Source organism: Christiangramia pacifica, from assembly GCF_057221535.1.
Window position 1 is genome coordinate 1,909,102 of record NZ_CM170146.1, and the last position, 13,874, is coordinate 1,922,975.

Genomic DNA, 13,874 nt, shown 5'->3' on the forward strand with positions numbered 1-13,874 from the left:
AAAATTTGAAAATGGAATACGCTGAAAATATACTAGGTACGATTGGAAATACTCCTTTGGTGAAAATGAATAAGATCGTTGAGGAGATCGATGCACTTGTACTAGCAAAATATGAAACTTTTAATCCTGGGAATTCAGTTAAGGATCGAATGGCGGTGAAGATGGTTGAAGAAGCTGAAAAGAAAGGTCTTCTAAAGCCGGGCGGAACTATTATTGAAGGAACTTCTGGAAACACTGGGATGGGTCTTGCTTTAGTAGCTATTGTGAAGGGTTACAAGATGATCTGCGTGATGAGCGATAAGCAAAGCAAGGAGAAAATGGATATTCTAAGAGCTGTTGGAAGCGAGGTAGTGGTTTGTCCTACAGATGTGGAACCAGATGATCCAAGGTCTTATTACTCAACTTCCAAAAGGTTGGCTGAAGAAACTCCAAATTCCTGGTATGTGAATCAGTATGATAACCTTGCGAATCGCCAGGCACATTATGAAACTACCGGCCCTGAGATCTGGAAGCAAACAGACGGGAAAGTAACTCATTTTGTAGTAGGAGTTGGAACCGGGGGAACTATCTCAGGAGTTGGAAAATACCTTAAAGAACAGAATCCTGATATCAAAGTTTGGGGAATTGATACCTATGGTTCGGTTTTCAAAAAATATCATGAAACAGGGATATTTGATGAAAAGGAGATCTATCCCTATGTAACTGAAGGTATTGGAGAAGATATTCTGCCAAAAAATGTTGATTTTGAGGTGATCGATGGCTTTACCAAAGTTACCGATAAAGATGCCGCTGTCTACACCCAGAAATTGTCTAAAGAAGAAGGGTTTTTTCTTGGAAATAGTGCTGGTGCAGCCGCGAAAGGCTTACTTCAGTTAAAAGAAAATTTTAAGAAAGATGATGTGGTTGTAGTCTTATTTCATGACCATGGTAGTAGATATGTTGGTAAAATGTACAATGATGACTGGATGCGGAAAATGGGATATATCGAATAGAAAATCTAACTTTTATATCAAAACCTCGCTTTAAAGCGGGGTTTTTTTATGCTAAGAAAAGGCTAAACTCATGGGAATTATTTCAGGATAACTTCAAATATCCTATTTTCAGGGCTCAAATTATTAATATGAAAAAATTCTACTTTCTCGTTTTAAGCTTAATTCTATTCTCTTGTAGTTCAACTTTGGATGTACAGGATAACCAGGAACCGGAAGATCCCAAATTCTCCTATTTGGCCCTCGGGGATTCTTATACCATTGGGGAAAGTGTTGTGGAAACGGAGCGCTGGCCGGTTCAGCTTGCTGAGCAATTACGCGGCAGAGGTTATAAAATGGCTGCACCAAAGATAATTGCGAAAACAGGATGGACTACTGAAGATCTGCTTCGAGGAATGGAGAACGAATTGAACATTCAAAGAGATTTTGACCTGGTTTCTATACTAATTGGAGTTAATAATCAATACCAGGGAAAACCAATTACTGAATACGAAGAGGATCTAAGAACTATTTTCAATAAAGCAGTGAATCATTCCAAAACCATGGAGAAAGGTGTTTTTGCAGTAAGTATCCCAGATTATGGATACACGCCATTTGGATCGGCAAATCAGGAGAAAATAAGCGCTGAAATTGATAGGTTCAATGAGGTTTTCAAAAGAGTAGCTGAGGAATTTAACGTGCCTTTTTATAATATCACTCCTATTTCCAGGGAAGCCAGAAATAATCCTGATCTTGTTGCCAGTGATGGCCTGCATCCTAGCGGTTTGATGTACCAATACTGGGTAGATCAATTCGTGAATCAGGTATCGGAAAAATTGCCGTAATAAATTTGGTTGACATCTAATTTTCAATTGGTTAAATTGATACATTAGATGAGTGAAAGAAGAATTTTTATATCATCTCTGGAAGTTTCAGAAATTCAATTCTGAACTTTTATTTACTTCGGAAAATGAATCTCTAACGATTTTAAATCCGGGTTCGCATAATGATTTATCGGGCCCGGATTTTTTTAATGCTAAACTTCAGATAGGAGATCAGTTATGGGCTGGTAATGTGGAAATTCATGTAAGATCTTCAGATTGGTATCTTCATCATCATGAAACCGATGTTGCTTACGATAACGTGATCTTGCACGTGGTTTGGGAGCATGATGCTGAAGTATATAAATCAGATGAGAAACCAATTCCCTGCCTTGAACTTAAAAATCTAACTAACGAAGCGGTTGTTAAGAATTATAAAAATCTACTTGAAAGGAAACATTTCAGGATCAATTGTGAGAATGAATTCCAATCATTCTCAGATTTCCAGGTAAACCATTGGCTGGAGCGTTTGTATTTTGAAAGACTGGAACAGAAATCAAAATTCATATTTGAAACCCTAGAACGAACCGGAAATAATTGGGAAGAAACTTTGTTTCTGATCCTATGCAGAAGTTTTGGATCAAAAATAAATGCAGATTCATTTTCGGCAATGGCCTCCGGTTTTGACTTTAAAATAATTCAGAAACTATCTGAAAACCGCTTGGTATTAGAGGCTTTATTCTTGGGGCAGTCAGGTTTAATTAAAACAAGAGATGTGTATGCTGAAAACCTGCGTAAGGAATATAAATTTTTGAAAAGAAAATATTCGCTGCAGAATGAATTCCTGGAATCTCCTAAATTTTTCAGGCTCCGTCCAGACAACTTTCCAACCATAAGGCTAGCCCAACTTGCGGCGCTTTATTCAGAAAGATCACAATTGTTCGCCGATCTAATACTTGCAACAGATTTAAGATCAATTAGGAGCATATTACGTTTTCATATTTCAGATTATTGGAAATCACATTACAATTTTGGTAAACAGCATGCGCCAAAATCAAAGTTTTTGAGTTCAGATTTTACCGATTTGCTGGTGATCAATTGTATTGTTCCTATTAAACATTGCTATTTTAAATTTATCGGTGAAGAAAACGAGGAACAGATTAATAAGCTTATAAATGAAATTAAACCTGAAAAAAATTCTGTCATCAAGATTTTTGAGGAATTGAGACCAGGAACCGCTAATTCAGCCATGGATTCACAGGCCTTGTTGCAGTTGAAAAACGAATATTGTAATTTGAATAAATGTTTGCAGTGTGAATTGGGTGCATCTTTATTGAAGAAGTCTCCCAAATACATTTAAATTTGCGGTATGACTACACTTGTTTCCAACATAAGATATCATTTGGAAAAACATGGATTTTATGTCTCCACGCGAATGGCAGACAAACTGGGTATGCGTGCTAAGAATGTGAGGCTATTCTTCATTTATGCTTCATTCTTCACCATGGGAGCCGGCTTCGTGGTTTATCTTACACTGGCCTTCTGGTTAAAACTTAAAGACTTAATTTATACCAAGCGAACATCGGTATTCGATTTATGAGAAAACTGCTGGATTCAAGAATAAAACTGGCTGTAGCCCTAATAATCCTGGTGTTCTTTACTGGAGTTGTGGGTTTCAGGTTTTTATATGACTATTCCTGGGTTGACGCTTTGTATATGACCATTATCACCGTTAGTACCGTTGGTTATGGAGAAGTTCAGCCTATGGGGCCATATGGGAAAATTTTCACTTCGGTTTTCATCATATCAGGCCTGTTTATCTTTGGTTTCGGATTGTCTACCATTACAGAACATATTTTAAATAAGAATAATATTGGTAATCTAAAGCGGAATAAAATGAGAAAGAGAATTGATTCCTTGAAGGATCATATTATTGTTTGCGGTTATGGTCAGAATGGTAAAATGGCTGTTCAGAAACTGCTAGATTATCGTAAGAACTTTGTGATCATTGATGATAATGAAGAGGTTTTTCAGGGGATAGACAACGATAATCTGAATTACATTGTGGGGAACGCCACCGAAGATGAAATCCTCGAATCGGCCGGTGTAGATAGAGCTTCTACTCTGATCTGTGCTTTACCAAGAGATGCAGATAATCTTTTCATCGTTCTTTCAGCAAGACAGTTGAAAAAGGACCTGAAGATCATAAGCAGGGCAACCGAAGAAAATAGCTACAAAAAGTTAAAATTAGCGGGTGCAGACAATGTGATCATGCCAGATAGAATTGGAGGTAGTCACATGGCCTCTTTGGTGGTAGTTCCAGACCTGGTTGAATTCCTTGATAATCTTTCAGTTTCTGGGGAACAGGACAGTATAAATGTGGAGCAGGTTTCCTTCTCGAAAATATGTTCAGACGGAATTGAAAAAACTATTGCAGAGACTGATATTCGTAAGAAAACGGGCTGTTCGATCATTGGATATAAATCGCCTTCAGGCGCTTACGTGGTAAATCCGGAACCATCTTTGAAACTGGAAAAAGAATCTAAGCTGATAATGATTGGAAGACCGGAGCAGATAGAAAGTCTCAAAAAGTACTATTCGGTCTGAAAAATTCGGTCAAAATTCCGGACTATAGATTTATATTATTTTTAACAAGAAATTCACAATTTAACGGGTAAAAGTTTGAAATAGGCTAATTTTTTAGCATATTCACCCGCTGAAAATTTAACTTCAAATAAATAACTGAAATTCTATATGAGAAAGTACTTACTTTCAATGTTCTTTTTATTTTCAATTTTTGGATTGTCTGCACAAGAACTAGACGTAAAAGCCAAAGTCGGTAATCCTTCAAAAGTGATTAATAATGGGTTCATCGAACTGGATGTTACCGGGGGAACGCCTCCTTACCAGTACAAATGGTCTAACCAGGCAACCAGCCTTGAATCTAACAGAACAGAGGGGCTTACCGAAGGAATTCCTTATAGTGTTGTAGTTACAGACAGCGAAGGTAATTCTGTAGAAAAAGAATATCAGGTAGACGCGGAAGCGATCACCGAACACTTCAACGGAACGTTTGCTCCTATCGTAGAAAGCATGGGAAATGTTCTTTTCTGGGATCCGTTTTCAGCAATCGGTATTTATGACCCGAAAGTTTACGCTGATTTAAAAAGAGTTGAGGCTCCGGAATGGGACCCACAGGAAACTTCAAAATTTATTCTAAAAGAATGGCTTGTAGATGAAGGTGCTCACGTAAATAACGGAGATCCTATAGCTACAGTATCAAAGAATGGGCAGGATATTACTGCATATGCGAATGCTGATGGAAATTTGAAACATTTTCTTGATGAAGGAGAGGTTATTTATAACTCAGAGAATAAAGAACACGTAATTGAGCAGGGCGCGCAGTACTTCGCCAGTATAGAATATGATGAGCCAGTTACGTTATTACATCCAAATGGTGATCCTCAACAAAAGAACATTCCATTTATCGTCGTTTGGTTAGTGTTAGGGGCTTTGTTCTTCACTATTCGATTAGGTTTTATCAACATCAGAGGATTTAAGCATTCCTTAGAACTTGCTAAAGGTAAATATGATGACCCAAATGCACCTGGACAGGTAACACACTTCCAGGCATTGGCAACTGCGGTTTCAGGAACTGTTGGTCTTGGTAATATTGCCGGGGTTGCTGTAGCGATCTCATTGGGAGGTGCAGGAGCAACAATGTGGATGATCCTGGCGGGTCTTCTTGGAATGTCTTCTAAATTCGTTGAATGTACCTTAGGTGTAAAATATAGATTTATCAATTCTGAAGGGCGTGTATTTGGTGGTCCTATGAACTACCTGAGATATGGTCTTGAAAAGAGAAATAAAAGGGGATTAGGTAAATTCCTTGCTGCTTTCTTCGCCATCCTGGCTATCGGTGCTTCTTTTGGTGGAGGTAACATGTTCCAGGCTAACCAGTCATTCTCAATTCTTGCAGGAGAGTTCCCAATGTTGGCCGGAAATGGATTCTGGTTTGGTATTGTGGTAGCTATTCTTGTAGGTATTGTGATTATCGGAGGAATTAGCAGTATCGCGAAAGTAACCGGAAAGATCGTTCCTATTATGGCTGCGGTTTATGTTTTAGGTGCGCTTATCGTGATTGGTGTGAACATCGAAAATATCGGACCTGCATTTTCTGCGATCTGGGATGGAGCATTCAGCCCAAGCGCATTGAAAGGTGGAGTTATAGGAGTATTGATCGTTGGATTCCAGCGTGCCGCATTCTCGAATGAGGCTGGTGTGGGATCTGCTGCAATTGCGCACAGTGCTGCAAAAACCAATCACCCGCCATCTGAAGGTTTCGTTGCGCTTCTTGAACCATTTATTGATACCGTTGTGGTTTGTACACTTACTGCGCTGGTATTGATCTTTACTGGTATGCATGAAGTTGAAGGTGTTGGAGGTGTTGAGTTGACTTCTACAGCGTTTGGAAGTGTTATCTCATGGTTCCCTTACGTTCTGGCAACAGCAGTATTCTTATTCGCATTTTCAACTATGATTTCATGGTCTTACTACGGAATGAGAGCATGGACTTATCTTTTTGGAAAAAGCAAAAAGAATGAAATTATCTATAAGGTTTTATTCCTTGTATTTGTTGTAGTTGGAGCTTCTGTAAGTTTAGGAGCGGTACTTGACTTTTCAGATATGATGATCCTTGCCATGTCTTTCCCTAACATTATTGGGTTGTACTTTATGATTGGTGAGGTTAGTAATGATCTTAAAGATTACTCTCGCAGGCTGAAAGCTGGTGAATTATTTCATAAACCTGAAAAAGGTAAAAAAGCTGAAGCGGCCTCTTAGGTCACTCTAAATAATGAATTTCTTAAAATCCCATTTTGCACTTTCCAGAAGTCAGCAAAATGGGATTTTTCTTTTGGTAGTGCTTATTATCATTCTCCAGTTATTCATATTTCTCGATTTTTCTTCGGAACCGAAGACTGATGAATTAGATCAGACTGAAATTGAGAATTTCAGAAGGCAGTTAGATTCTATAAACAGAACCAACCCAATTGCTAAGGATACCATCTATCCTTTTAATCCTAATTATCTTACAGATTTCAAAGCCTATCAACTTGGGCTTACTACACTAGAAATAGATAGGTTATTGGAATATCGCAGATCTGGAAAATGGGTTAATTCTGCAGAAGATTTTAAGAATGTTACCAAAGTATCAGATAGTATTTTGAGTAAGATCGCTCCATCTTTCCGTTTTCCAGAATGGACACAAAAGAATAATAGGTTTGTTGAACAGAAAAAAATTGCTGAAAAATCGACGACTATTTCAGATCTGAATGTTGCCAGCGCTGAGGATCTGAAAACAATAAACGGAGTAGGAGAGGTGCTGTCTCAAAGAATTGTAAAATACAGGCATAGTATCGGAGGCTTTATTTCGTCCATTCAGCTGAAAGATGTTTATGGATTGTCTCCCGAAGTAATCGAGAGAATTGAGCTGAAATTTCAAGTGATTACTAAGCCGCAAGTCGAATTGAAAAATATCAATTCCATCAGCGAGGATGAACTTTCAGAAATTCCTTATTTTAACAGCAAAATTGCTAAAGGAATAATTAGTTATCGTAAGCTTCATGAAAGAATTTCTTCTTTTGAAGAATTATCAAAAATCGAAGCATTTCCTTACGATAAAATCGATAGAATTAAATTATATTTGGCCGTAGAGTAATTATTGCGAAAAATATTACTCGAAATTCATAATAAGATAATCAGAGAATGTCTTTTCAAATTCGTGAAAAAGGCAAAATACAATATAACATGAGCAGATATTTTACAGAAGAACATGAATTGTTCAGGAAAAGTTTTCAGGAATTTTTGCAGAAAGAAGTAGTGCCTCATATTGATAAATGGGAAGAAACCGGTACTATAGAAAGATTCATCTGGAAGAAATTTGGTGAGATGGGATATTTCGGTCTAAACCAACCAGAAGAATATGGTGGCATGGGACTGGACCTATTTTATACGGTTATTTTTCTGGAAGAACTTCAGAAGATCAATTCCGGTGGATTTGCTGCTGCAATGTGGGCTCATGCCTACCTGGCCATGACCCACTTGAAAGTAGAAGCAGATCATGACCTTAAAGAGAAGTATTTAACGCCTGCTATCGATGGAGAAATGATTGGTTGCTTGTGTATTTCCGAGCCATTTGGAGGTTCAGATGTTGCGGGTATGAAAACTACGGCAGTCAAAAAAGGTGATAAATATGTGATCAATGGTTCAAAAACCTTTATTACAAATGGTGTTTATGCTGATTTTTATGTAGTAGCGGCGAAAACAGCTCCTGAAAAAGGGAATAAAGGGATGAGCATGTTCCTGGTAGATAAGAAATTTGGAGGGATTTCTGCCACCAAATTGAATAAATTGGGCTGGAGAGCTTCTGATACCGCTGAACTTGCTTTTGACAATGTTGAAGTTCCTGCCGAATATCTTTTAGGTGAAGAAGGCAAAGGATTCAATTACATCATGCAGCATTTTGCCATGGAAAGATTGATCATGGGAATCAACGCTCATGCAAGATCTGAATTTGCACTGGATTATGTAATGGGATATATGTCTGAACGCGAAGCTTTCGGTAAAACCCTGGATCAATTTCAGGCGTTAAGACATTCACTGGCTGAAATGGTTAGTGAGGTGGAGGTCATCAAAGAATTCAATTATGCTACGGCTCAGAGATTGAACGATGGGGAGTATGTTGTAAAGGAAGCTAGTATGTCTAAACTTTTAGCTACCAAAATATCAGATGAGGTAATGTATAAATGTCTTCAGATGCTTGGTGGTTATGGTTATATGGAAGATTACCCGATGGCTAGAATGTTTAGAGATAGCCGTCTTGGACCAATTGGTGGTGGTACTTCTGAAATCCTAAAAGAGATTATCGCTAAAATGGTGATTGATAAGAAAGAGTATAAGCCTGCAGCGAAATAATTCGCTTTCGCAGAAAATATATTGAAGCCTCGGAATGTTCCGGGGCTTTATTTTTTAAGGCTATTATAAAAAGTTGTTCTAATCTTGGGCCCTGTGATAAAAGCTTTGGAAGCGTCTGCATCAGAAAGGAATTCGCTGGTCAGGCTTTCATCTTCAGAAATTTCTATTCCAGTTTTACCTTCTTCGATTGCATCCATGATATTTGAACGAATGCCCTGTAGCATATCAAGATATTTTTTATAATCTTCAAACGAAGCCATGTTACCATGACCAGGAATTATCCTGGTATTTTTATTGATCATAGAAAGTCCCGTTTTCGCGGCTTCTATATCACCATCTACGCTGCCTCCGCTATTTAAATCTATATATGGAAACATGCCATTGAAAAATGTATCTCCAGTATGCAACACATTGCTTTGCGGAAAATAGATAAGAGCATCTCCATCGGTATGAGCATTGTGAACGTGAATCACTACAATGTCATTTCCATTTATATGAAGATTTACTTTATCATTGAAAGTTAAAATGGGAAGGTTTCCAGTCTTAGTAGTGTCAGATTCTAATCTTTTTCTCACATTTTCATGAGCAAAAATCAAGGTTCCATCTTCCTTGAAATTTCTATTTCCGCCGGTGTGGTCTCCATGATGGTGAGAATTAACGAGATATTTAATTGGTTGATCGCTAAGAGTTTTCAGCTTGTCCTTAATTTTTTCTGAAAGAGCAGGGAATTGGTCGTCTATCATAAATATTCCATCCTCTCCGGTGAGTACGCCGATATTTCCTCCGGCACCTTTTAGCATATAAACATTTTCATTTACCGGTATGATTTCAATCTTTACTTCAGACATATCCTGGAATGCGAAAAGAGAAAGGCTGAACATGAAAAATACAGCCAGAAATAATATAGAGTTTTTCATAATTTATCGTTGTTGGATGTCTAATTTACAGAAATACTGAAACTTATTAGGCTGAAAAATTTTAATTAAATTGAAATAAATAATAAAAGTATTGGGGGTTTATTAAAATGCATTATCTTTGCAGCCGATTCCAAAAGAAGGGAGGTGATGACACTATGTTAATTATACCAGTTAAAGACGGAGAAAATATAGATAGAGCTCTTAAGCGTTTTAAGCGTAAGTTCGACAAGACCGGAACTATGCGTCAGCTAAGAGATCGTCAGCATTTTACAAAACCTTCTGTAGAGCGTAGAGCTCAGATTCAGAAAGCTGAATATATCCAGCACCTGAGAGACGCAGAAGATATCTAGTGAAATCTAGAAGATTGTAAAATCGATCTGAATAAATTAAACTGTTGATAGATTAAAGTTTGCTAACTTTGTTTGTTAACAGTTTTTTTATGCCCTTGTCTGCCTTTCTGGATTATCTTCAACTGGAAAAAAAATATTCGGTTCATACAATTACTGCCTATGCGGCAGATCTTAAGGAATTCAATGATTTTATAAATGATTTCTACGATCAGGGAAATATTCAGGATGTCAATTATCAGCAGATAAGAAGCTGGATTGTTGCATTATCTGAAGCTGGAATTTCCAATAGAACTATCAATAGAAAGGTATCTTCACTAAAAGCCTATTATCGATTTCTTTTGAAAACCGAACAAATTGAAATCTCTCCATTAGTTAAGCATAAAGCGCTAAAAACTCCAAAAAAAGTTCAGATCCCATTTTCCGAAGATGAAATTGTGCAGGTGCTCGAACGAATCGATGATTCTACCTTTGAAGGTTTGAGAGATAGGTTTATTGTAGAATTGTTTTATTCTACCGGGATCAGGAGAATTGAATTGATTAACATTAGAACTTCAGATCTCGATCTTAGCGGTGGAGTATTAAAAGTTCTCGGGAAAAGAAATAAGGAGCGCTATATACCTCTAATCTCATCAGTAAAAACAACGGCAGAGAAATACCTGCAGATGAGGGACACCGAAAACATTTTTCAGAATTCAGATCATCTTTTTTTGACTTCCAGGGGAGATAAAATCTATGAATCTTTTGTTTATAGAATTATAAATAATTATTTTAGTAAGGTGTCTGGCAAATTAAAAAGGAGTCCGCATATCCTGCGCCACTCGTTTGCTACACATTTATTGAACCAGGGCGCTAATCTAAATGCAGTAAAAGAATTATTGGGTCACTCCAGTCTTGCGGCGACTCAAGTCTACACTCACAACAGTATTGCCGAACTGAGCAAAATTCACAAAAACGCTCATCCCCGGAACAATAAGAATTAACTTAACCTTATTTGTTTAATTAAATTCTACTGGATATGAAAATGAATCTGCAGTCCGTGAACTTCAATGCCGATCAAAAACTAATTGATTTCACTCAAAAAAAACTGGATAAACTGGATACCTATTTCGATAAGATCATCCATGCTGATGTTTATTTCAAAGTTCAAAATACAAGCGGAAAGAATAACAAGATAACAGAGGTTTTGCTGAGTGTTCCCGGTGGAGATATAATAGTTAAAAAGACCTGTAATAAATTCGAAGCATGTGTAGATGAATGTGTTAGTTCGCTTCAAAGACAGCTTATCAAAAAGAAAGAGAAAATGAGCGCTCATGTTTAGCTAATTTTTTTCGAAATTATTTTTTGATAAAGGAATAATTTATATACATTTGCAGTCCGTTAGAAATAGCGGACTTTTTTATGCTGAAAAAGCAGTGTAAAATGCCGATGTAGCTCAGCTGGCTAGAGCAGCTGATTTGTAATCAGCAGGTCGTGGGTTCGAGTCCCTCCATCGGCTCTTGAAATACTGGAAATACCGAAGTTTCAAAGAAATTTCAAGTTCTAAATCATTAGGATTTAAAAGCTTAGAAAATTTTTTATGAAATTTTAAAAAATGCTTTGGATGGTGCTTCAAATTTACTTTATATTTGCAGCCGTTTTAGAAACCATCAGAAGCTTAGCTGTTTCAGCTACGGTTCTATGAAATAGTGGTAAAATTGGGGAGATACTCAAGCGGCCAACGAGGGCAGACTGTAAATCTGCTGACTACGTCTTCGCAGGTTCGAATCCTGCTCTCCCCACAAAGATTTTTATGAAGATCGCGTAGAAAATTCAATTTCTAAAGCGATTGAATAAAAATTCTGGTAAGGGGTCACCCTTGCGGATCATCAAATTTATTTGATAATCCTTTTAAAACATGTAATGCGGGAGTAGCTCAGTTGGTAGAGCGTCAGCCTTCCAAGCTGAATGTCGCCGGTTCGAACCCGGTCTCCCGCTCTAAATAAATTGAATCAGGATATCCTCCCGGTTATCAAAATGGAAACGAAATTGAAGATGAACGTCTTTAAGTTTCTTTTTCTGTTCTGTAAATTATCCAAATGGGTTATATCGGCACTGTTACCTCAATCCTGATCTTATCCATAAACCCTTGTAGGTTTATGGTTATTGCTGTTTAAAACAGTCAATTGTCTGGCCGACGTAGCTCAGGGGTAGAGCGTTTCCTTGGTAAGGAAGAGGTCACGGGTTCAATTCCCGTCGTTGGCTCTAGTTTTGTATAAAATTGAACACTAATATATAACTAAGATTAAATAAGTATTAATTATGGCAAAGGAAACTTATGATCGTTCCAAACCGCACCTAAATATTGGTACAATTGGACACGTAGATCACGGAAAAACTACTTTAACAGCAGCAATTACTAAAGTAATGGCTGATGCTGGATATTCTGAAGCAAGAGCATTTGATCAAATTGACAACGCTCCTGAAGAAAAAGACAGAGGTATTACAATTAACTCTTCTCACGTTGAGTACTCTACAGAGAAGCGTCACTATGCACACGTTGACTGTCCAGGTCACGCCGATTATGTAAAGAACATGGTAACTGGTGCTGCTCAAATGGACGGTGCTATCCTTGTTGTTGCTGCGACTGATGGTCCTATGCCTCAAACTCGTGAGCACATCCTTCTTGGACGTCAGGTTGGTATTCCAAGAATCGTTGTATTCTTAAACAAAGTTGACCTTGTTGATGATGAGGAGCTTCTTGAGCTAGTTGAAATGGAAGTAAGAGATCTTCTTTCTTTCTACGAGTATGATGGTGATAACGGTCCTGTAATTTCAGGTTCTGCACTTGGAGCTTTAGAAGGAGATGAGAAATGGTCTAAGACTGTTCTTGATCTTATGGAAGCAGTAGATAACTGGATTGAACTTCCTCAGCGTGATGTTGATAAGCCTTTCTTGATGCCTATCGAAGATGTATTCTCTATTACTGGTCGTGGTACTGTTGCAACTGGGCGTATCGAAACTGGTGTTGCTAACACTGGAGATCCTGTAGAGATCATTGGTATGGGTGCTGGAAAACTTACTTCTACTATTACTGGAGTTGAGATGTTCCGTAAGATTCTTGATAGAGGTGAAGCAGGTGATAACGTTGGTATCCTTTTAAGAGGTATTGAAAAGACTCAGATCTCTAGAGGTATGGTAATCACTAAGCCAGGATCTGTAACTCCTCACGCTAAATTTAAAGCAGAGGTTTATATCCTTAAAAAAGAAGAAGGTGGGCGTCACACTCCATTCCATAATAACTACCGTCCTCAGTTCTACGTACGTACAACTGACGTAACAGGAACAATTAACCTTCCTGACGGAGTAGAAATGGTAATGCCTGGTGATAACCTTACTATTACAGTAGAGCTTATCCAGCCAATCGCAATGAACGTTGGTCTACGTTTCGCTATCCGTGAAGGTGGTAGAACTGTAGGTGCTGGTCAGGTAACTGAAATTCTAGACTAAGAATTATCTTAATATAAAAAGGTATCCCGTGACAAGCGGGGTACCTTCACTTATATTTACGGGTTTAGCTCAGTTGGTAGAGCACTGGTCTCCAAAACCAGGTGTCGGGAGTTCGAGCCTCTCAACCCGTGCAAATATCTTTTTATAAAATGGCAGGATTTGTTAATTACATATCAGAATCATATAACGAGTTAAAAAACCACGTTACCTGGACAAGCTGGTCTGAAGCTCAAAGGCTCACAGTTATTGTTGCGGCTTTCTCGATTATTTTTTCATTAGCAATTTGGGGTGTTGATACGCTTTTTAGTGGAGCGATCGAGCAATACTTCGAATGGGTTAAATCATAATTAAGATAGC

14 protein-coding genes and 5 tRNA genes are annotated in these 13,874 nt (G+C 37.9%); 18 read left to right on the plus strand and 1 reads right to left on the minus strand.

Features of this window, described 5'->3' with window-relative positions; translation table 11 throughout:
• Positions 1–11: 11 nt before the first annotated feature.
• The 8 genes from AC2S94_RS08890 to AC2S94_RS08925 all read left to right on the plus strand — a co-directional run bounded on the left by AC2S94_RS08890 (position 12) and on the right by AC2S94_RS08925 (position 8,764).
• Positions 12–992, plus strand: a complete 981-nt coding sequence (locus AC2S94_RS08890) for a PLP-dependent cysteine synthase family protein (protein WP_484628255.1) — start codon at positions 12–14, stop codon at positions 990–992.
• A gap of 128 nt (positions 993–1,120) precedes the next feature.
• Positions 1,121–1,813 (plus strand): SGNH/GDSL hydrolase family protein, encoded by a 693-nt coding sequence (locus AC2S94_RS08895; protein WP_484628256.1) that lies wholly within the window; start codon positions 1,121–1,123, stop codon positions 1,811–1,813.
• A 52-nt stretch (positions 1,814–1,865) separates the two neighbouring features.
• Positions 1,866–3,149, plus strand: a complete 1,284-nt coding sequence (locus AC2S94_RS08900) for a DUF2851 family protein (protein WP_484628257.1) — start codon at positions 1,866–1,868, stop codon at positions 3,147–3,149.
• Positions 3,150–3,158: 9 nt separating this feature from the next.
• Positions 3,159–3,389 (plus strand): PspC domain-containing protein, encoded by a 231-nt coding sequence (locus tag AC2S94_RS08905; RefSeq protein WP_484628258.1) that lies wholly within the window; start codon positions 3,159–3,161, stop codon positions 3,387–3,389.
• Positions 3,386–4,396 (plus strand): potassium channel family protein, encoded by a 1,011-nt coding sequence (locus tag AC2S94_RS08910; protein ID WP_484628259.1) that lies wholly within the window; start codon positions 3,386–3,388, stop codon positions 4,394–4,396. Before AC2S94_RS08905 ends, AC2S94_RS08910 begins: the two co-directional genes overlap by 4 nt.
• A 147-nt stretch (positions 4,397–4,543) precedes the next feature.
• Positions 4,544–6,631 carry an amino acid carrier protein gene (locus AC2S94_RS08915; RefSeq protein WP_484628260.1) on the plus strand — a complete coding sequence of 696 codons (2,088 nt, stop codon included), beginning with the start codon at positions 4,544–4,546 and terminating at the stop codon, positions 6,629–6,631.
• Between the two features lie 13 nt (positions 6,632–6,644).
• Positions 6,645–7,508, plus strand: a complete 864-nt coding sequence (locus AC2S94_RS08920) for a ComEA family DNA-binding protein (protein ID WP_484628261.1) — start codon at positions 6,645–6,647, stop codon at positions 7,506–7,508.
• An 89-nt stretch (positions 7,509–7,597) separates the two neighbouring features.
• A complete protein-coding gene (locus AC2S94_RS08925) occupies positions 7,598–8,764 on the plus strand; it encodes an acyl-CoA dehydrogenase family protein (protein WP_484628262.1) in 1,167 nt (388 codons plus the stop codon).
• 47 nt (positions 8,765–8,811) lie between these two features.
• Here the strand turns inward: AC2S94_RS08925 and AC2S94_RS08930 are convergent, their stop codons facing one another.
• Positions 8,812–9,681, minus strand: coding sequence for an MBL fold metallo-hydrolase (locus AC2S94_RS08930; protein ID WP_484628263.1), 870 nt, complete (start codon positions 9,679–9,681; stop codon positions 8,812–8,814).
• A gap of 155 nt (positions 9,682–9,836) precedes the next feature.
• On the opposite strand from AC2S94_RS08930, the gene rpsU reads away from it, so the two are divergent.
• The 10 genes from rpsU to secE all read left to right on the plus strand — a co-directional run bounded on the left by rpsU (position 9,837) and on the right by secE (position 13,864).
• The gene (rpsU, locus tag AC2S94_RS08935) at positions 9,837–10,031 is read left to right on the plus strand and encodes a 30S ribosomal protein S21 (RefSeq protein ID WP_026933820.1); all 195 of its coding nucleotides are present in this window, start codon (positions 9,837–9,839) and stop codon (positions 10,029–10,031) included.
• A gap of 89 nt (positions 10,032–10,120) precedes the next feature.
• Positions 10,121–11,011, plus strand: coding sequence for a tyrosine-type recombinase/integrase (locus AC2S94_RS08940; RefSeq protein ID WP_484628264.1), 891 nt, complete (start codon positions 10,121–10,123; stop codon positions 11,009–11,011).
• A gap of 35 nt (positions 11,012–11,046) precedes the next feature.
• Complete coding sequence (hpf, locus tag AC2S94_RS08945; protein WP_484628265.1) at positions 11,047–11,349, plus strand: ribosome hibernation-promoting factor, HPF/YfiA family; 303 nt, start codon at positions 11,047–11,049, stop codon at positions 11,347–11,349.
• Positions 11,350–11,452: 103 nt separating this feature from the next.
• Positions 11,453–11,526 (plus strand) — tRNA-Thr (locus tag AC2S94_RS08950).
• Between the two features lie 201 nt (positions 11,527–11,727).
• Positions 11,728–11,809: transfer RNA gene (locus tag AC2S94_RS08955), tRNA-Tyr, on the plus strand.
• A gap of 123 nt (positions 11,810–11,932) precedes the next feature.
• Positions 11,933–12,005 (plus strand) — tRNA-Gly (locus tag AC2S94_RS08960).
• A gap of 195 nt (positions 12,006–12,200) precedes the next feature.
• A tRNA-Thr gene (locus AC2S94_RS08965) sits at positions 12,201–12,272 on the plus strand.
• Between the two features lie 57 nt (positions 12,273–12,329).
• A complete protein-coding gene (gene tuf, locus AC2S94_RS08970; RefSeq protein WP_484628266.1) occupies positions 12,330–13,517 on the plus strand; it encodes an elongation factor Tu in 1,188 nt (395 codons plus the stop codon).
• A 58-nt stretch (positions 13,518–13,575) separates the two neighbouring features.
• Positions 13,576–13,648, plus strand: a tRNA-Trp gene (locus tag AC2S94_RS08975).
• An 18-nt stretch (positions 13,649–13,666) separates the two neighbouring features.
• Entirely contained in the window at positions 13,667–13,864 is a 198-nt protein-coding gene (gene secE / locus AC2S94_RS08980) for a preprotein translocase subunit SecE (protein WP_484628267.1), read from the plus strand.
• The last annotated feature ends 10 nt before the right edge of the window (positions 13,865–13,874 follow it).